This is a genomic window from Microlunatus flavus, assembly GCF_900110855.1.
In the GTDB taxonomy this organism is placed as follows: domain Bacteria; phylum Actinomycetota; class Actinomycetes; order Propionibacteriales; family Propionibacteriaceae; genus Microlunatus; species Microlunatus flavus.
This window is the reverse complement of the sequence record NZ_FOFA01000003.1, coordinates 401,276-419,937: the sequence shown is the minus strand read 5'-3', so window position 1 is coordinate 419,937 and position 18,662 is coordinate 401,276. Positions and strand designations below refer to the sequence as shown.

Below are 18,662 nucleotides of genomic sequence, written 5' to 3'. Positions count from 1 at the left end.
AGGAACGTAAGACGGATCGTGCCGCCAGGACAAGGGCTGCTGCGGAGCAAGCTCCGAGGCGAACGACTCGTTGCTACCCCCGCACCCGACGCCGGCGCTGCAGCGTGGCCGGCACCTGCCTCGACCTGCCGCATGCCGAGCGGGGGCGCGGCCTAGCGTGCGCGGGGTGGGTGACGAGGCTTCCGACGGGATGCGTGTCGGCCTGTGCGGCTGGACCGTCTCCCAGACGGCGTACGTGCAGCGCTACCGGGTCGTGGAGGTGCAGCAGACCTTCGACGAGCTGCCCCCCGACGCGCTGCTGGCCCGCTGGCGGCGACAGGGTGCCGGCCGGGTTCGAGTTCACGCTCAAGGCCTGGCAGGTCGTGACGCACAGCTCCTCGAGTCCGACCTACCGCCGGATGACGGTGCCGCTCGCGCAGGAGGACCGCGGCGAGGTCGGCGCCTTCCGGTCCACGCCGCCGGTGCTGCGCGGCTGGACACGCACGCTGGAGTGCGCGCAGGTCCTGCGGGCGACCGCCGTGCTGCTGCAGTGCCCGGCGAGCTTCCGGCCGACCGGCGAGAACGTCGAGCGGATGACCGCGTTCCTGTCCGCCGCCCCACGACAGGGGCTGCGCGTGCTGTGGGAGCCCCGCGGCTCACGGCCGGTCTCGCTGCTCGTGGAGCTGTGCCGCGACCTCGACCTCGTCCACGTCGTCGACCCGATGCAGACCGAGACGGTCACGCCCGAGCAGACGTACTACCGGCTGCACGGCACGAGCGGGATGCGCCACGTCCACACCGACGCCGAGCTCGAACGGCTGCGCGACCAGGTACGCGGCAGGCCCGACCCGTACGTGATGTTCAACAACCTGCTCCGGGCCCGCGACGCCGAGCGGTTCCTGGAGCTGGTGCGCGGCAGGGCCTGAGGCATCTTCTGCGTGGTCATGACGATCGTCTTCGACGGGTACGCGGTCCCGATCGATCCCGCTGACCCGGATCAGGTCGGGGGCCACCCCCTCGCCGCGGTGGTCGGGCACGTTGCGAAGAGCTCTGCTGCCCGCAGCGCGTGACTGGTTCCACCGCTCCGCCACGTCTTCTCCCGTCAGACCGGGTCGCCGCCGAGCACACACTCCGGGTCGAAGCGTGCCCGGAGGTCGCGGAGCCGGCGGCCCGTGCCACCCGGGAACGCGCGGTCGTGCGCCCGTGGGCCGGGCTCGCTCTCGAAGTTCGTGTAGGCGCCGTCGGCGAGGTCGGCCGCCTCTGACCACGCTGCGTCGAGGTGCCGGCGTCCCGACGGCGGGAACGTGGTCACGGTCGCCAGGACCTCCTGGTGACGGTGGGCGTAGGCCGTCGCGTCGGGGGCGACGTCGTTCACGGCGCCTCCGAGCGACCGCAGCTGCAGCAGCGGCTGGGCGGGGTGCGCGACCACGTCCATCAGCGACCGGCTCGCCCGCGCGTCCAGCCGACCGAACAGCCCGTTGGTGGTGTGCGACGGCTGCTGCCCGAGGTTCACGTGGAGGTGCGCGGCGGGCACGAGCGCCGGGTAGGGCACCATCGACAGCTGCTGCGCGAGGACTTGCCCCACGTCCTGGAACGCCTGGCCGAGCCCCAGCAGCTCCGCCTCGTCCGCGTCGGCCACCACGGCCGTCACCTGCGCCGCGAAGGACCGGCCGTGCGGCGCCAGGAACATCGCGGTCGACCACGACCTCGGCGCTGCAGCCATGACCTCGGACCAGCGGCTCAGCATCGCGCCGCCCCGGTCCGCCTCGACGACGACCTGGGCGACGCCCACGTGCCCCAGCTCCACCGCCTCGATCTCGAACGCCAGCGCGACGGCCATGCCCTGGCCGCCCCCGCGCATCGCCCAGTAGAGGTCCGGCTCGTGATCGGCGTCCGCGCGGACGAGCGAGCCGTCGGCGAGGACGACGTCGACCGCGCGCACGTGGTCGACGGTGAGGCCGTAGCTGCGGACCAGCCACCCGACCCCGCCGCCGGTGGCCAACCCGCCGACGCCCACGTTCCCGTGGTCGCCCGCGCTGATCGCCAGTCCGACGGGTGCCAGTGCGCCGGCGACCTCGGCCCAGCGGGCTCCAGCGCCCACCCGGACCAGGCGGGAGGCCCGGTCGAGGACCGTCACCTCGTTCAGCCGGGAGAGGTCGATGACCACCCCGCCGTCGTTCGACGACCGGCCCGAGAGCCCGTGACCTCCGCTGCGCACGGAGATCGCCAGACCCGTCGACCGCGCGTGCTCCAGCGCCGTCGCCACCTCACGCGCGTCGTGCGGAAGCAGGACCAGGGCCGGTGAGTGGCGGGTGGTGTAGGTCGACCGCAGGGCGGCGTACCGCGGGTCGCCGGGCAGGACCAGCCGGTCCCGAGCCAGGTCCGGAAGGACGAGGTCAGTCATGGAGGCCCCGTTCCCGCGCGACGGCCTGCTTGACGGCGGGCACCACCTCGGCGGCGAACTGCGCGACCTGGCGGGCGTGGTCGAGCACCGGCCAGAAGACGAAGGTGTCGAACCCGAGCTCGAGCGCCCAGGAGGTGAGCGTGTCGATCCACCTGTCGGTTCCTCCGACGACCCCGGGCGCACCCGGGACCGCGCCGAGGGCACCGATCACGTTGTAGGTCCGACTGATCTCGGCGGGCTCGCGACCCTCCGTGCGCGCCGCCTCGTCGATGGCCTCCTGGCGCCACGCCACCTCAAGGGGAGGCACGTAGACGTTGAGCGGCGAGACCCAGCCGTCGGCGGAGCGACCGGTGACCGCGAGCATCTTCGGCTGCTGGCTGCCGAGCAGCACCGGGACCGGGGTCGGCGTCGCCGGTCCCGCCTGGTAGCCGTCGACGTGGTGGTGCTCGGACTCCACCCGTACGCGTCCTCCACGCAGGGCCGCCCGGAGGATCTGGACGCTCTCGTCGGCGTACCCGACCATCTGCCGGCCACGCCGCGGCGTGCCGCCCATGTGGGCGATCGCGTCGGGGAACGCGCCGCCGCCGACGCCGAGCCGGACCCGGCCGCCGGTGGCGACGGCGAGCGAAGCGGCGGCCTTCGCCAGCATCGTCGGAGGCCGCAGCTGGAGGTCGGCCACGTCGGACATGACCGAGACGCGCCGCGTCCGGGCGGCGAGGAGCGTCATCAACGTCCACAGGTCGAGGTGCGTCGACTGGTAGGGGTGGTCCTGGACGGCGACGAGGTCCAGGCCTGCGGTGTCGGCGAGGTCGGCGAGCTGAAAGGCCGTCTCGAGCGCGTCGGCGCTCGGCTCCACGCTGACGCCGAAGCTCAACGGATGGCGGTAGTCCATACGTCCATCGTCCGGACGACGGCCGGCCTGGCTAAACGGACGTTAGCCGCTTATTATTTGTAAGTGACCGTTCGAGCCGATGCTCCAAGCACCACTCCGCCGACCCCGATCGACGACGAGGCCTGCCGGGCGTTCCAGGACGTCGTCGAGCTGATCGGTCGCCGGTGGAACGGCGCGATCCTGCTCGCGCTCGCTCGAGGGCACTCCCGCTTCGGCGACATCAGGGCTCAGGTCGACGGCCTGTCGGACAGGTTGCTGTCGCAACGGCTGAAGCAGCTCGACGACGCCGGGCTCGTCCGACGGACGGTGGTCCCGACGACGCCGGTGCAGGTCCTGTACGAGCTGACCGACCGTGGGCTCCGGCTCATCACCGCGCTCCAACCGCTGGTCCGTTACGGGGTCACCGAGCGAGCCGCCACGAGGGGCTGACCCGCTCCGCGCTGATCGGCGCGGGGTGCTGACCCACGACACGTCGGTGGTCCGGGTGCTCGCGCGCGCTACGTCCCGCTCCGAGCGGGCGACCTGCCCCTGCCTGCGCACCCGCTCCGGGTGGGAGGACGTCTCGTGACCCTCGGGGCGGTGACCGGTGGGAGGCCACCCGGCCCACCGTCGGCAGGACCGTCATCTGACGTACGCGGGCAGGCGCCTCCGCTTCCTAGGTTCGCTCCATCGGCGCAGCGGGCGGCCTACCGGTCGTCCTGGTCGCCGCGGATCGGGAGGAACCACGATGACCATCGACACGTCGGGAACGAAGACCCACGCGAGCTCGGGCCCGCCGGGAGGCGGCCGCTACGACTACGTCGTCGTCGGTGCGGGATCGGCCGGTTGCGTGGTCGCCGCCCGCCTGTCCGAGGACCCGTCGGTCCGGGTGCTGCTGCTCGAGTCGGGCCCGGCCGACACCAAGCCCGAGATCGCCGTGCCGCCCGCCTGGCCGGCGCTGTGGGGCACGGAGGTCGACTACGACTACGCCACGGTCCCCCAGGCCGGCACCGGCGGCCTCTCCCACCGCTGGCCCCGGGGTCGCACCCTCGGTGGGAGCAGCAGCATCAACGCGATGGTGTACCTGCGCGGGCACCGCAACGACTTCGACGGCTGGGCCAAGGCCGGGTGCGTGGGCTGGGACCACGAGTCGGTGCTGCCCTACTTCCGGCGCATGGAGACGGTCGCGGGGCGCGACCCGCACTACCGCGGCACGGACGGGCCGATGCTGCCCGCACCGTCGACGGACCCCAACCCGCTCTCCCAGGTCTTCCTCGACGGCGCGGCGGCAGCCGGCTTCCCGGCCACCGACGACTTCAACGGGGCGCAGGCCGAGGGGGCCGGCTGGCACGACCTGTCGATCACGGGTGGGGCACGCCAGAGCACGGCGGCCGCCTACCTCCACCCGGTGCTCGGCTCCCGGCCCAACCTGACCGTCGCCACCGGCGCGCGGGTCCGCCGGCTCCTCCTGGAGGGGAACCGCTGCATCGGCGTCGAGCTCCAGAGCGCCAGCGGGCTGACCGCCGCGTACGCGGACGCCGAGGTGGTGGTCAGCGCGGGCGCGGTGGACTCACCGCGGCTGCTGCTCCTGTCCGGCATCGGCCCGGCCGCCGAGCTCGAGGCGGTCGGCGTCGAGGTCGTGCACGACCTGCCCGGGGTGGGTCGCAACCTGCACGACCACCCGCTGTGCGGGGTCGTCTACGAGGCGTCCCAGCCGATCCCGCCGGGGCGCACCAACCACGCCGAGACGTCGATGGTGTGGCGCAGCGAGGAGTCGCTCCCCGGCCCGGACATGCAGCTGATGTTCATCCACGTGCCGTTCCACCCGCCGCACCTGGCCGCGCCGGCGAACAGCTTCACCCTGGCGGTCGCGACGGTGCCCGACGCGCGCGGCTCCATCCGCCTCGCGGGGCCGGACCCCGCGACCCCGCCGCTGATCGACCCGAACTACCTCGGCGCGGAGTCGGACGTGCGCCGGCTCGTGCACGGGGTGCACGTGGGCCGCGAGATCGCGGCCACCGCACCGTTCGCGCCCTGGCGCGCCCGCGAGGTGCTGCCCGGACCCGACGTGACCGACGAGGCGGGTCTCCGCGCGTTCGTCGCCCGCGGCACCGGCACGTACTACCACCCGGTGGGCACCTGCGCGATGGGCGTCGGCCCGGACGCGGTCGTCGACCCGGACCTGCGGGTGCACGGGCTGGCCGGTCTGCGCGTGGCCGACGCGTCGATCATGCCGCGGCTCGTGCCCGTCAACACGAACGCCGCGACGATCATGATCGGCGAGAAGGCCGCCGACCTGATCCGCGGGCGGGTGGCGGGATGACGACGAAGACAGCGGGGGCCGCCGCGCCGGACGTCGCGGAGGCGACGGGCGTGCGGCTCGGGGAGCTGGCCGCGGATCTCACGGGGAGCGACGACGGCAGGTCCCCGGTCGTCCTCCTGCACGGGCTGACCTTCGACCGCGGCATGTGGGCCCCGATGGTCGACGCGCTGGCGGGCCGTCGGGCGGTGGCGTTCGACCTGCCGGGGCACGGCGACTCGCCCCCGCGCGACGCGTACGACCCGGCCGGCGTCGCCGACGTCCTGCACGACGCGGTCGCGGCGGCCGGGCTGGAGGCGCCGGTGCTGGTGGGTCACTCGATCGGCGCCGTCCTGGCCACCGCGTACGCCGCGCGCCACCCCGCGCGGGCGGTGCTGAACATCGACCAGCCGCTGCTCGCCGGTCCCTTCGCCGACCTGCTGCGCTCGGTGGAACCCCAGCTGCGCGGTCCGGGCTACCTGGGCGTCTGGACGCAGCTCCGCGACGGGATGGGGATCGAGGAGCTCGACCCGCCGCTGCGGGAGCTGCTGCGCTCGACGCCTCGGCAGGACCTGCTGCTCGGGTACTGGCGTGAGGTCCTGGAGACGTCGCCGGAGGAGCTCCGCCGACGGCGCACGGACGAGCTCGGCGTGCTGCGGGAGCACGGGACCGGCTACCACCACGTCAGCCGCGCGCCCTTGCCACCGCCCTACCTCGAGTGGTTCCGGACGGCGCTGCCGTCGGCCACCACGTCGGTCCTGCCGGGGAGCGGGCACTTCCCGCACCTGGGACGACCGGCGACGCTGGTGGACGTCCTCACCGGCTGGGGGTGATCCTTCCCGTCGGCCTCGTCGCGGTCGCGCGCTCGCGCCTCGACCGACCCACGGACGCCCCTCTAGTCTTACCGGCATCGAGGGCGATCGCGATCCGCGCGGCGGCCGGACGGTGGCCCGTGGAGAGGCGCGCGGATGACGACAGCCGGCGTGGTGGGCCGCGACGCCGAGCTCGCCGTGCTCGACCGGCTGGTCGGCGACGTCCGAGACCGTGGGGCCGCCGTCCTCGTCCGGGGCGAACCCGGGATCGGCAAGTCCGCCCTCCTGCGCCTCGCCCGCGAGGCCGCGGCCGAGCGCGGGCTGCGGGTGCTGGGCGCGACCGGCGTCGAGTCCGAGACGACGCTCCCGTTCGCCGGCCTCCACCAGCTGCTCCGGCCTCTGCTGGGCCGCCTCCCGGCCCTGCCGTCCCCGCAGCGGCGCGCACTCGCCGCCGCGTTCGGCATGAGTGACGACGCCGCCCCGGAGCTCTTCCTCATCGGCCTCGCGGCGCTGAACCTCCTCAGCGACAGCGCCGCCGACCAACCACTCGTGCTGGTGGTCGACGACGCGCACTGGCTCGACCGGCCCAGCGCCGACGTCCTCGGCTTCGTGGCCCGGCGGCTGGAGTCGGAGCCGGTGGTCCTGCTGGCGGCCCAGCGCGACGGCTTCCCGCCCGTCCTGGCCGGTCCGGAGCTGGAGGAGCTGCACCTGGAACGCCTGGACGACGGGTCGGCGGAGGAGCTGCTCGAGCGGCGGGCGCCGCAGCTCGACCCGGGCGCCCGGGGACGCCTGCTGGAGCTGGCTGCGGGCAACCCCCTCGCGCTGACCGAGCTGCCCCTGCGGTGCGTGCGGGACGACGACGCACCCTCGACACTGACCGCGCGCCTGGAGGACGCCTTCGCAGCACGGCTCCCCGGGCTCCCCGCCGTGACCCGCGACCTGCTGCTCGTCGCCGCGCTGGAGGACGAGGGCGCTCTGGGTGAGTCCCTGGCCGCCGTCAGCGCCCTCGGCGGCGATCCCGTCACGGCGGAGGCCCTGGTCCCGGCCGTCGAGGTCGGGCTGGTCGCCACCGACGGTGAACGGCTGGACTTCCGCCACCCGCTCGTCCGCCACGCCGTCACCCAGCGGTCCACCCTGCCTGAACGGCGGCGCGCCCACCTCGCGCTCGCGCGGACGTTGCCCGAGCTCGACCGGCAGGTCTGGCACCGGGCCTCCGCTGCCGATGCGCCGGACGAGGCGCTGGCCGCGGAGCTGGAGGAGGCCGGGACACGGGCACGGCGTCGCGGAGGCGTGGCCGCGGCCCAGGGGGCGTTCGAGCGGGCCGCCCGGCTGAGCGGGGACCCGGCGCAGCGGATCCGGCGCTACCTCCGGGCAGCCGAGCTCGCCTTCGAGTGGGGGCGACCCGACGTCGTCGACCGCCTCCTGCAGGAGACCGCCGCCCTCGACGTCCCTGCTCGGGACCGGATCCGCCTGACGGTGATCCGGGAGAGGTCCGAGGAGGGCATCCAGGGGGCGGGCACCCGGCGGCTCACGGAGGTCGCCGCCGCGGCGGCCGCCGACGGCCGGACCGACCAGGCGCTGCTCTTCCTCCATGCTGCGTCGCTGCGGTGCATGTGGGCCGACGCCAGTGCGGCGACGCGCGCTCGCGTCCTCGAGGTCGTCGAGCAGGCCCTCGACCCGCACGACGTGCTCGCGCTCGAGGTGATGAGCAACGTGGCGCCCCTCGACCGCGGCGCGGAGCTGCTGGAGCGGCTGCGCGCTCTCTCCTCCAGTCCGCTCGACCCGTCGCAGGCGCGCGCCGCCGGCTTCGCGACGAGCAACGTGGGCGACCTGCCGCTGTCCGTGGAGCTGTTGGCACCGCTGGTCCCGAGGCTGCGCGCCGACGGTCGGCTCGGGCTGCTGGGCCGTGTCCTGACGGTGCAGGCGTGGAACGCCCTCAACGTCGGGCGGTTCGACCTGGCCGTCTCGGCTGCCGACGAGGCCGCCCGGCTCGCCGCCGACTCCGCGCAGCCGTTGGTGCGGGCCGTCGCCCTGGGGGTCCAGTCAGCGGTGGCGGCGCTCCGCGGCGGGGAGGGCGTCGAGGAGGGCCTCGCCGAAGCGGCCTCGCTCGGGCTGCAGGTCGGGTCGAACGGCGTCCTGGCGGTGGTGCAGCTCGCGCGGGGCATCGTCGCGCTCGACCAGGGCCGGCACGAGGAGGCCTGGGACGAGCTGGTCCGGCTCTTCGACCCCACCGACCCCGCGCACCATCCTGTCGTGCGCAGCTTCAGCATCGGCGATCTCGCCGAGGCCGCCACCCGCAGCGGGCACGGGGCGGAGGTCGAGCCCCTCGTGGCCGGCCTCGAGGCGATCGCCCTGCGGACCCCGTCACCGGCGCTGCACGTCGGGCTGCGACACGCCCGGGCCCTGCTGGCGCCCGAGGACGAGGCCGAGGAGCTGTTCGCGGCTGCCCTGGCGGCCGACCTGGGCCCCTGGCCCTTCGCCCGTGCCCGGCTGCAGCTCGCCCACGGAGCCTGGCTTCGCCGTCAGCGCCGGGCAGCGGAGTCCCGCGCGCCGCTGCGGTCCGCGCGCGACACGTTCGACGCCCTCGGAGCCGTGGGCTGGGGCGACCGCGCGCGGCAGGAGCTGCGCGCGTCCGGGGAGCAGAGCAGACCGCGTACGCCCGAGGCGCGGGAGCAGCTGAGCCCGCAGGAGCTGCTCATCGCTCAGCTGGCCGCCGAGGGCCTGACCAACCGCGAGATCGGGGCGCGGCTCTACCTCTCGCACCGGACGGTCGGCACGCACCTGCACCGGATCTTCCCCAAGCTGGGGATCACGTCCCGCGTCGCCCTGCGGGCCGCGATCGGCGCGTGAACGTCCGGCCGACCGTCGACGTGACCGTCATCTGACGTACGCGAGCAGGGAGCCCCTGTTCCTAGGTTCGATCCATCAGCGCGGAGCACGGTCGGACCCGGTCGTCGCGGTCGCTGCGGGTCGAGAGGAACGACCATGACCATCGACAACCCCACGTCGGCGACGCCCCAGGAGAAGCCGACCGTGGTGCTCGTGCACGGCGCCTTCGCCGAGTCCGCGAGCTGGAACGGGGTGATCGAGCGGCTCAGGGACGAGGGGTACCCGGTGATCGCCACGGCCAACCCGCTCCGGGGCCTGAGCGACGACGCCCTCCAGCTGCGCAGCGTGCTGGACCACGTCGACGGTCCTACGGTCGTGGTCGGCCACTCGTACGGGGGTTCGGTCGCGAGCGTGGCGGCCGACGGGCACCCGGGCGTGCGGGCGCTCGTCTACGTCGGCAGCTTCCTGCTGGAGGAGGGCGAGAGCACGGGTGAGCTGGCGGGAAGGTTCCCCGGCAACGAGCTGGGCGCCGCACTGGAACCGGTGACCCTCCCCGACGGGCGTGGCGGCACCGTGACCGACCTGTACATCCAGCGCGACAAGTTCCGAGCCGTGTTCGCCGCGGACGTCGCCCCCGACGTCGCCGAGCTGATGGTCGCGACCCAGCGGCCGATCACGAGCGACGCGCTCGAGGAGAAGGCGACCGCAGCGGCCTGGCGGACGATCCCGTCCTGGACGCTGGTCACCCGGCAGGACCTCGCGGTCCCTGCCGAGGCGCAGGTCTTCATGGCCCGGCGCGCAGGGTCGGCGGTCGTCGAGGTCGACGCCTCGCACGCGGTCGCCGTGTCGCGACCCGGCGTGGTCGCCGACCTGATCGTCGAGGCCGCGCGCGCGACGGCCGGCTGACCTGCGGCTCGTCCTTTCCGGCCCGCTCCGTCCGGCGGACGGAGCGGGCCCGGGGCTGTCGGTGGACCGCTCCCGATCGGCCGCCAAGGTCGTCCGAGACGATCGGCGTGCCGCGAGCTCGCGACGGCGAGGCCCGTGCAGCACCGTCCTGGTGCGCGATCGCGTTCGGGTGTCACGCTGCGACGGTGCTCATCGAACGGGTGGTGCTGCCGACACCTCGGCCGGACACGGTGGAAGCCTTCTACCGCAACGTCCTCACCGTCCCGACGGACGGCGGGCTCCGGCTGGGCACCACCGTGCTGGAGCTGCGGCCGACGAGGCCGTTCGCCGGGTCGCACCACCTGGCGTTGAGCCTGCCCAGCGACCGGCTTCCGGCCGCCAAACGCTGGCTGGCCGCGCGGACCGACCTGCTGCGCACCCCGGGCGGCGATGACGAAGTCCACTTCGACCCTCCCTTCGACGCCGACTCGGTCTACTTCCTCGACCCCGACGGCACCGTCCTCGAGCTCATCGCCCGTCGCGCCGACCCACCCGGCGACGACCCGGACGCTCCCTTCTCCATGGCCGAGGTCCTGCGGATCAGCGAGGTCGCCGTGGCGGTCGACTCCGTCCCCGACGCCGTGGAGCGCCTCGGCCAGGGGCTCGGGGTGACGCCCCTGCTCGAGGGCGAGGACTTCGCCGCCGTCGGCGACCATCGCGGTCTGCTGATCCTCGTCGACCCGGGACGAGCCTGGGTGCCGACGCTCGACCGGTATCCGACCACCGAGCCCCTCGAGGTCGTCGTGTCGGACGTCGCAGCGTCAGCCTCGCCGATCGCGTTCGACCAGGGCAGTCGGGTGCAGCCGCGGCACTGACCAGGCCTTACCGGGCCCTGCTCACGCAGTCTGAGCGCCCCGTCGACGCCTGGCCGGTCGCTGCGGGTCCCGTGCGCTGGAGCAGGATGACGGCATGAGTGCACCGAGCCGTCCGACGCGTCCCTTCCGAGTCGGCGTCCAGCTGCAGCCGCAGCACGCGACGTACGCCGAGATCCGTCGCGCGGTCGAGGCCGCCGAGGACGCCGGGGTCGACATCGTCTTCAACTGGGACCACTTCTACCCGCTCTCCGGCCCGGCGGACGGACCGAACTTCGAGTGCTGGTCGATGCTGGCGGCCTGGGCCGAGCAGACGAACCGGGTCGAGATCAGCGCCCTGGTCACCTGCAACAGCTACCGCAACCCCGACCTCCTCGCCGACATGGCCCGCACGGTCGACCACATCAGCGACGGCCGCCTCATCCTCGCGATCGGGGCCGGCTGGTTCGAGAAGGACTACGACGAGTACGGCTACCCGTTCGGCACCGCGGGCCGCCGGATCGACGCCCTCGGCGAGGCCCTCCCCCGCATCGTGTCCCGCTGGGAGCAGCTGGTGCCGGCGCCGACCCGGAAGATCCCGATCATGATCGGCGGCGGCGGGGAGAAGAAGACCCTGCCGCTGGTGGCGAGGTACGCCGACATCTGGCACGGCTTCGGCGAACCGGACGAGCTGGCCCGCAAGATCGACATCCTGCACGGCTACTGCGCCGAGCACGGGCGCGATCCCGGGGAGATCGAGCTGTCGACCGCGGTGCAGAAGTCTCCGGACGAGCTCGGCGAGAGCTTGACCGGGCTCGGCTACACCCTGGTCACCACCGACTGCGACGGGCGCAGCGGCTACGACCTCGGTCTGACCCGGGAGTGGGTCGCCTACCGGGACGAGATCAACGCCGGGTGAGACGACCGCGGCCGCTCGCTCCGCACGCAGTCGACTCATCGCGACGCGTTGGCCAGGCGGATGCCGCTGCGACCGCGCGCTGGCCCGGGTTGGGCCGGCGACGACCGCCGCCCCCGGACCGGTGTCCGGCTTCGCCACCTGCGCCCTCGTTCGGCTGACGGCGGCAGCGGCGCCGGTACGTCGGATGCCTCCCGACCACCCCGCTCGCCCGAGCGCGTGACCTCCGGCGCGGTGGCGGAGTGCCGGCGACGACCCTCCCCCCGGCGCCTAGCACGACCGTCGTCGACTCCTGGTGAACGTGCCGGTCCGTGCACGACGATGAGCGGATGGACCTGCCGGCCTCAGGCTCGATGCGGGCGACACGTTCGCGTCGCGCTCTCGCGGCTGCGGTGTCGGCGGTCGTCCTCGCCGGGTTGCTCGGCGTCGCCTACGACCTCGGCATCCGCGTGAACGTGCAGACCCGCTCGGTTCCCGTACCGACCGCAGCGCTCTCGCCGGAGGACGTCGTGCGCGCGTACGTCGAGGCCTACGACCACCGCGACTTCACCACCACGTCGGCGATCTACCCGAACGGGCAGGCTGCGTTCTCGCGCTTCCGGGCCATGGGCACGATCCGGCACCTCACAATCGTCGAGAGCCGGGTGGCGACCTCCGCCGACCTGGCGGGGACGTTCCCGGAGGCGGGCCACAGCTACTACCGCGTCCAGGTCAGCTTCGACTACACCGGCCTCACCGGGTCCGACCTCGCCGTCGACGACGGGCCGAGCGGGTCGACCTACTGGCTGGAGCGCAGCAGTGCCGACCGACCATGGACGATCGCCGACGAGGGCTTCAAGGTCGGACTGCTGCGATCATCGGTTCGACGAAGGGAGTCCGACATGCCACGTCAGCCCATCAGCACACCGCTCGCTCCGAGCTCGCCGATGTTCAGCCAGGGCGTCAGGTCCGGGCCGCACCTCTTCGTCTCCGGGACGACCGGCATCGATCCGAGGACCGGCGAGCCGGCCGGCACGACCATCCAGGCCCAGCTGCGGCAGGCGCTCGTCAACTGCCGCGCCGTCCTCGACGCCGGCGGGGCGAGCCTCGACGACGTCGTCGAGGTGGGCATCCTCCTGGCCGACCCGGAGGACTTCGCCGGCCTGAACGAGGAGTACGCCCACTGGTTCCCCACCGATCCGCCGACGCGCTACGTCGCCCGGCTCGGCCCGGTCGTCCCTGGCCTGCTGGTCTCGGTCAGGATGACCGCGATCACCACGTGACCCAGGGCCGTCGACCGTGGACCGGGTGCCCGGTCGTCGGCGTCGACCGGTGCGGGTCCTCGGCGCAGGCGACGCCCTAGTCCTCGCCGAGCTCGCTCGCGCGCTGCTCGAAGCTCTCGCCCGGGTCTGCGGAACCAGCCGAACCCCCGAGATGCTTCGAGCTCGTCGCCCGCTTCGACGCCGAGCTGTGCTGGGAGGTGCAGCCGGCGGGCTGCTTCTTCTTCGCGCCGACGCATCCGACGGACTCCAGCGTGAGCTGGTGGGAGTACGCGACCATCACGTCCGACGCGGCGAACGCGGCCGTGACGTCGGCACCCACCCGGGACACGAGGAGGATGTTCGCGCTCTTGAACGAGCCCTTCGTCTGGTTCGTCGCCCCGCTCGCCGCCCAGCGGACGTCACCGTTCTGCGCGATCGTCGCCTTGCGGTGGTTGTACGCGGTCGGCTTCCAGCTGGCGTCGAAGGTGGGGACGCCCGCGGCGACGAGGCGGCGGATCTGCTTCATCTGCGACGCGGACTTCAGCACGCCCTGGCTGAACAGCTTCCAGTCGACGACGGCGCGGGTCTGGCAACCCGCCTTGTGCAGGCGGACGACCTGGTCGGTCGGGGCGTCGATGGTCACCTGGTTCATGTCGTGCTCGACGCGGCAGCCGGGCGCCGGTTCCTTGATCGCCTTGAGCAGGTCGAGGGCTGCGTTCTTCTTCGTCGGAGCGACGTGGAAGGTGCGCTGTCCGTCGCAGGTCGAGAACGGCTTGGGGGTGGTCCGGGCCTTGTCCTTGCGGCCCAGGTCGATCCAGGCGGACAGGGCCGTGTACGCGCACGGGTCGGACAGCACGGTGAGCGAGCCGAAGTGGACGAGGTCGCCGTTGGTCGTGGCGTTGTTCTCCGAGTGGATGATCACGTCCTGCTGGTCACCGGTGGAGCTGAACAGCCACTCCTTCATGTGCATCGTGCCCTTGGCGCGGCGGTCGTAGCACGAGTAGCGACAGCTCTTGTACCAGCCGTTGCCGTACTTCTTCACCGCCGACCGGACGCGACGCAGCTGCTCGCTGTCCTTGATCACCTCGCCGTCCTCGTCGAGCCCGTGCCAGGTCAGGATGTGGAGGTCTGTCCCGCACTTCTCACGGGCGACGAGGGCGTCGGCGTACGCGTCGATCGACATGGAGTAGAACGTCGCGGTGATCCGCCCGGTGCACGGGGTGGCGTTGATCGCCCGCACGATGAGGGCGGCCTGCTCGCAGCCGTCGAGCGTCTTCACGTGGCAGGCGGTGCCCGCCTCGTCGGGGGTGAGGGGGAGGTAGCCGAGCGGAAGAGGACCCGGGTCGGTGATGATCGAGTCGACCGGCGAGACCGGCGTGGCCTGCGCAGGAACCGTTCCGGAGAGCAGGCCGGAGAGCACGGCGACCAGCAGGGCGAGGAGCACCAGGCGTGCCCGGGCCGATCCAGGCCCCGCCGGACCCGCCGCTCGACTCCGCCCGGCCGGCGCACCGGGTGAAGCCCCGTCGGTCGTGGAGCTGTCCAGCCGCGTCGTCGCCACGGGTGCATCCTCCGCCATCCGGGGGGCTCGGGCGACCACCAGCGCCACGAGGTCGCCACGCGCGCCGTTCGCCCGCGGCAGGGCGGCTACGACCGCGGGGTCAGGGGCCGCTGCCAGCGCAGCTCGTAGCGCCAGAACGGCAGACGGCGTACGCGCACGTCGGGCAGCACGCGACCGGCCTGCTCGCGGACCTGCCGGGTGGTGAGCACGGGGTCCTGCATCGGCATCTGCCGCACGGTCGCCTCGTGGGCGTACCGCCTCCGGCCGGTCAGCACCTGCTCGAGACGGAACGCCGTACCCAGCAGCCGGTCACCCGCGACGCTGACCGCCTCGACGGGGAGGTCTCGCGGCAGGTCGGTCCTCGGCAGGGCTACCGCGACGAGCAGGCCGCCCGGTCGCAGGGCTTCGGCCAGGCGTGGCAGCACCTGCGTGAGCTCGACGTGGTGGAAGGCGCTGATGCTGGTGATGGCGTCGTAGTGAGCAGAGGGCAGCCGGACGGTGGTCATGTCCTCGACCCGTGCGTCGACGTTCGCCGGGACCCGCTCGCGAGCGGCGGCGATCATGTGCGGCGCCCGGTCGATCGCGTCGACGTGCTGGGCACGAGCCGCGAGGCGGACCGCGAAGGACCCGGCGCCGCACCCGACGTCCAGCACGGTGCCCAGGTCAGCAGGCAGCGCCCGCAGGATCCGCGCCTGGTACCAGGCGTTGTGGTCCCAGTACAGGTCGATCGGCACCGGCCCAGCCTGCCAGTCGCGATCAGCCCAGCCCGCTTGGCCGACCAGACTCCCGGCTGGCGAGGGTCGCTCCTCAGCGTCGGTAGGCGTCGCGTCGATGGTCGACGTCGAGGACGTGCACGACCTGCTCGGCGTCGTCGATGCGGTAGCGGACGCGGTACTCCCCCCGCCGGGCCCGCCACTGACCCGCGAACGGCGGTCGCAAGGGTGCGCCCACCCGTCGAGGATGGTCCGCGAGCGGGCCGAACAGGAACTCGACGCACGCCGCCGCCACCGCCTCCGGGAGCGTCTCGGCGAGCTGGCGTGCTGCGGTGCGCGTGACGAGGACGCGGTGGCTCACTCAGCGCCCGTCGCGACGCACCAGCGCCCGCACCGCCGCCTCGTCCAGTACGTCGCCCGCCTCGACCTCCGCCTCCGAGCGGCTGACCCGCCGCATCGCCTCCGGGTCGCTCAACAGCTCGAGGGTCGCTTCCATGGCCTCGAGATCCTCAGCGGCCATTAGCACCACGTAGTCACGGCCGTTGCGCGTGACCTGCACCCGCTCGTGCGTCGTCGCGACCTCCTCGGCGATCTCCGACAACCGGGCCTTGACCTCCGACAACGGCAACGTGCTCATGGACCAGAATTGTAGTCCGCTCGGTCTTCGAAGGACGGCGCCAGCGGACGCGCTGCGACGCCGGGCCGGTGCGGCTGTACCTGTCGTCCTACCTGCGGGGCGCCCGTCGGGAGGCGCTCGTACGGGTCAGCGACGGGGATCTGCTGACGCCTGACGCCTGACGCCTGACGCCTGACGCCTGTCGCCTGACGCGCCCGTCGCCCACGGCCGTGGTCGACCGCGGTCTGAGGAGGGGCGCCCCCGACCGGGGCCCGCCCCTCGCGGGAGGGTCTGCTCGCGGCGACGGCTCGTCCGTGCGGGCGCACCGCTCAGGAGGGCGGAGTCGCTGAGCGACCGGATCGCTGCTCAGACGCGGCGTTCGTGCCGGACGGGCTTGAGCTCGGGCGGGGCGTCGGTGGCGGGCACGAAGTCGCAGGTGAACCAGCCCTCGTAGCCGAAGAGGAAGCCGAAGGTGGCGTTGGAGACCTCGAGGTGCACGCGGTAGACCTCGGCGTCGTCGTCCCACGACTCGCGCAGGACCGCGGTGCCGCTGAGGCGCAGGGGGAAGCGGAAGCCGACCGGGCCCTCGTAGAAGCGCTGGTCGTGCGTCGTCAGCAGCAGCGTCCCGTCGTCCTCGGCGCGCAGGCGCAGGTCGACGGCGAGGTGCTGGTGGGTGCCGAGGTAGTCGATCACCCGCCCGCCGTCGAGGATCATCGTCGCGTCGAAGCGGCTCGGCCGGCGGCCGACGCGGTACTCGCGGGCGAACGTGATCGTCTCGCGGCCGTACGGGTCGCGGTACGGGTAGTTGCGGATCGTGAACGGCACGTCGACGCCGACGTCCGGGATCAGGATGTTGCGGACCCGGCCGAGGTGGAGGAAGGGCAGGGTCCACCACGGTCCGCGCCGGATCGACGTCATGACGCCGGTGCCGACGCAGCCGTAGCCGGCGTCCAGCCCCATGCCGAAGCGGCGCTGGAGCATCGGGTGCAGGCGGTCGAAGTCGTCGCCCATCGCGGCGGCGAAGATCGAGGTCACGGGCTCGCCAGCCCGTCGAGCGTCGCCGGGGAGTCGTCCATGGCCCCTCCTCGGCGTGGCGTGCGCCGGCACCGCGAGGCGCGGGGCCGGTCCGGGCGCCAGACCTGCAGCGCCGTCCACCACGGCCAGTCCTCCGGCGGGGTCCCGGTCTCGGCCCAGATCCGGAGCCGGTCGAAGCTCCAGGCCGTCATCCGGCCCACCAGCCACCGCACGCCCAGACCGTCGAGCAACGCGCCCCAACCCGGCTCGTAGTCGTAACCGGTCAGGAACCGCACCCCGTCCGGCGTCGGCACGTAGCGCCAGTAGCCGCGCCCGTCGCCGAGCGGGGAGAGCCGGTCGCGAGTGGTGAAGCGCAGGGCCGAGGTCCGGGTCCCGTCCGGGCGGCGGCGCTCCCCCAGCGAGATCCCCGTGCCGCTGATGATGTGGAACGGCAGCCGGAGCTCGTAGCGGAAGCGCCATGCCCCGTCCGGTGTGGTCCCCGTCGGCGTGATCGCGCTGAAGCGAGCGTCCCAGCGCGGGTGCGACCGGGTGTCCTGGGTCAGCTCCCAGACCCGCTCGAGGTCCGCCTGGACCAGCGTCTCGACGTAGATCGGCCGACCACGTCGTACCCCACCTCCCGCCACCGCACCATCCTCACGTGCGCGCGCCTCCGACGTGCGCAGCGGCCCGCACTTGTCGGGCAGGACCGGACGAGCCGTTACCGTCGCCGAGCCGGGGCAGAATTTGGCATGATCGGAGGGGTGCCCGGTCCGGAGACGTTCGCCGAGCAGAGCCGCTACTCGGCGCCGGGACGGCACGCCGACCGGCTGGCCGCTCTGCCCTCCGACGTGGCGAGCCTGTGCGCCGCGTCCCGCAACGTCATCGCGCACTACCGCGCAGAGCTTCCTGATCTTGCTGAGGAACGTCGCCACGAGATCGACAGCCGGTGGCTCGAAGTGATCTTGACCGTTGATCAGCAGCGCCACCCGGCCGGTCTCGACATGCCCCGCCCGTCGGGTGACCGGGTGGCCGGTTGCTGCCGGGACCACTCCCTGTTCGTGGTCGGAGCCCTGCGGCAACGCGGCGTGCCGGCGCGGAACCGGGTCGGGTTCGCCCACTACTTCACCCCGGTCTGGGCGTCCGACCACGTCGTCGTCGAGCTCTGGCGCGAGGGCCGGTGGCAGCGGGCAGATCCGGAGCTGGGCCGGGACCCGCGGTTCGACGTCCACGACCTCCCCGTGGGTCGCGCTGCTCCGTTCGAGACCGCGGCCGAGGCGTGGCTCGCGTGGCGGGCCGGCGACCGTGACCTGTCCACCTACGGGGTGGAGGCGGACCGCGCCTTCTCGGGTCCGGGGTTCGTCTGGGTGTCCGTGGTCCACGAGGTCGCCCACCGCTACGGCGACGAGATGTTGCTCTGGGACGGCTGGGGGGTCACCGAGGAACCGCTCGACACCGGCCTCGTCGACGAGCTCGCGCAGCTGCTCGTCCGCGCCGACGCGGGCGACGACGGCGCCGAGGCGGAGCTGTGGGCGCGCTACCACGAGGACGACCGGCTCCACCCGGGAAGCCGGATCCTGACGCACTCCCCGTACGGTCTGCCGACCCGCACCACCGACCTCACGGCGGTGCCCGCGGCAGCGGAGGAGGACTGAGCCTCCTGCCGTGCTGAGCCTC

18 protein-coding genes are annotated in these 18,662 nt (G+C 73.4%); 10 read left to right on the top strand and 8 right to left on the bottom strand.

Annotated features, from left to right (window positions below; translation table 11 throughout):
- Positions 1–320 precede the first annotated feature (320 nt).
- A complete protein-coding gene (locus BMY04_RS09660) occupies positions 321–905 on the top strand; it encodes a DUF72 domain-containing protein (RefSeq protein WP_198410037.1) in 585 nt (194 codons plus the stop codon).
- Between the two features lie 176 nt (positions 906–1,081).
- Here BMY04_RS09660 and BMY04_RS09655 read toward each other — a convergent pair whose 3' ends face one another.
- Both BMY04_RS09655 and BMY04_RS09650 read right to left on the bottom strand, forming a co-directional pair.
- Positions 1,082–2,383 carry an FAD-binding oxidoreductase gene (locus BMY04_RS09655; RefSeq protein WP_091179229.1) on the bottom strand — a complete coding sequence of 434 codons (1,302 nt, stop codon included), beginning with the start codon at positions 2,381–2,383 and terminating at the stop codon, positions 1,082–1,084.
- Complete coding sequence (locus tag BMY04_RS09650; protein ID WP_091179227.1) at positions 2,376–3,275, bottom strand: LLM class flavin-dependent oxidoreductase; 900 nt, start codon at positions 3,273–3,275, stop codon at positions 2,376–2,378. The genes BMY04_RS09655 and BMY04_RS09650 overlap by 8 nt, the downstream gene beginning before the upstream one ends.
- 63 nt (positions 3,276–3,338) lie before the next feature.
- Between BMY04_RS09650 and BMY04_RS09645 the strand changes: the two genes are divergently transcribed.
- From BMY04_RS09645 to BMY04_RS23300, 8 genes are all read left to right on the top strand, one after another.
- Positions 3,339–3,704, top strand: a complete 366-nt coding sequence (locus tag BMY04_RS09645) for a winged helix-turn-helix transcriptional regulator (RefSeq protein ID WP_091179225.1) — start codon at positions 3,339–3,341, stop codon at positions 3,702–3,704.
- Between the two features lie 298 nt (positions 3,705–4,002).
- Positions 4,003–5,577 carry a GMC family oxidoreductase gene (locus tag BMY04_RS09640; RefSeq protein ID WP_091179222.1) on the top strand — a complete coding sequence of 525 codons (1,575 nt, stop codon included), beginning with the start codon at positions 4,003–4,005 and terminating at the stop codon, positions 5,575–5,577.
- The gene (locus BMY04_RS09635; protein ID WP_091179220.1) at positions 5,574–6,386 is read left to right on the top strand and encodes an alpha/beta fold hydrolase; all 813 of its coding nucleotides are present in this window, start codon (positions 5,574–5,576) and stop codon (positions 6,384–6,386) included. Before BMY04_RS09640 ends, BMY04_RS09635 begins: the two co-directional genes overlap by 4 nt.
- 135 nt (positions 6,387–6,521) lie before the next feature.
- Complete coding sequence (locus BMY04_RS09630; protein ID WP_091179218.1) at positions 6,522–9,215, top strand: ATP-binding protein; 2,694 nt, start codon at positions 6,522–6,524, stop codon at positions 9,213–9,215.
- 135 nt (positions 9,216–9,350) lie between these two features.
- Positions 9,351–10,100 carry an alpha/beta fold hydrolase gene (locus BMY04_RS09625; protein WP_091179215.1) on the top strand — a complete coding sequence of 250 codons (750 nt, stop codon included), beginning with the start codon at positions 9,351–9,353 and terminating at the stop codon, positions 10,098–10,100.
- 185 nt (positions 10,101–10,285) lie between these two features.
- Positions 10,286–10,954 carry a VOC family protein gene (locus BMY04_RS09620; RefSeq protein WP_091179214.1) on the top strand — a complete coding sequence of 223 codons (669 nt, stop codon included), beginning with the start codon at positions 10,286–10,288 and terminating at the stop codon, positions 10,952–10,954.
- 94 nt (positions 10,955–11,048) lie between these two features.
- Positions 11,049–11,849, top strand: a complete 801-nt coding sequence (locus BMY04_RS09615; protein WP_091179212.1) for an LLM class F420-dependent oxidoreductase — start codon at positions 11,049–11,051, stop codon at positions 11,847–11,849.
- A 326-nt stretch (positions 11,850–12,175) separates the two neighbouring features.
- Positions 12,176–13,108, top strand: coding sequence for a RidA family protein (locus BMY04_RS23300; RefSeq protein WP_232506226.1), 933 nt, complete (start codon positions 12,176–12,178; stop codon positions 13,106–13,108).
- 76 nt (positions 13,109–13,184) lie between these two features.
- On the opposite strand, the gene BMY04_RS09605 is transcribed toward BMY04_RS23300, so the two are convergent.
- The 6 genes from BMY04_RS09605 to BMY04_RS09580 all read right to left on the bottom strand — a co-directional run bounded on the left by BMY04_RS09605 (position 13,185) and on the right by BMY04_RS09580 (position 17,632).
- The gene (locus tag BMY04_RS09605) at positions 13,185–14,645 is read right to left on the bottom strand and encodes a phospholipase D-like domain-containing protein (RefSeq protein ID WP_139209813.1); all 1,461 of its coding nucleotides are present in this window, start codon (positions 14,643–14,645) and stop codon (positions 13,185–13,187) included.
- Between the two features lie 86 nt (positions 14,646–14,731).
- On the bottom strand, positions 14,732–15,379 hold the full coding sequence (locus tag BMY04_RS09600; RefSeq protein WP_198410036.1) for a class I SAM-dependent methyltransferase: 648 nt from the start codon (positions 15,377–15,379) through the stop codon (positions 14,732–14,734).
- 73 nt (positions 15,380–15,452) lie between these two features.
- Positions 15,453–15,719: a type II toxin-antitoxin system RelE family toxin gene (locus tag BMY04_RS09595; protein WP_091179208.1), complete on the bottom strand. Its 267-nt coding sequence runs from the start codon at positions 15,717–15,719 to the stop codon at positions 15,453–15,455.
- The gene (locus BMY04_RS09590) at positions 15,720–15,995 is read right to left on the bottom strand and encodes a type II toxin-antitoxin system Phd/YefM family antitoxin (protein WP_091179207.1); all 276 of its coding nucleotides are present in this window, start codon (positions 15,993–15,995) and stop codon (positions 15,720–15,722) included.
- Between the two features lie 345 nt (positions 15,996–16,340).
- On the bottom strand, positions 16,341–17,009 hold the full coding sequence (locus tag BMY04_RS09585; RefSeq protein ID WP_091179205.1) for a DUF4166 domain-containing protein: 669 nt from the start codon (positions 17,007–17,009) through the stop codon (positions 16,341–16,343).
- Positions 17,006–17,632 carry an SRPBCC family protein gene (locus BMY04_RS09580; RefSeq protein ID WP_232506225.1) on the bottom strand — a complete coding sequence of 209 codons (627 nt, stop codon included), beginning with the start codon at positions 17,630–17,632 and terminating at the stop codon, positions 17,006–17,008. The genes BMY04_RS09585 and BMY04_RS09580 overlap by 4 nt, the downstream gene beginning before the upstream one ends.
- A 105-nt stretch (positions 17,633–17,737) precedes the next feature.
- Between BMY04_RS09580 and BMY04_RS09575 the strand changes: the two genes are divergently transcribed.
- The gene (locus BMY04_RS09575; RefSeq protein ID WP_091179203.1) at positions 17,738–18,640 is read left to right on the top strand and encodes a transglutaminase-like domain-containing protein; all 903 of its coding nucleotides are present in this window, start codon (positions 17,738–17,740) and stop codon (positions 18,638–18,640) included.
- Positions 18,641–18,662 lie beyond the last annotated feature (22 nt).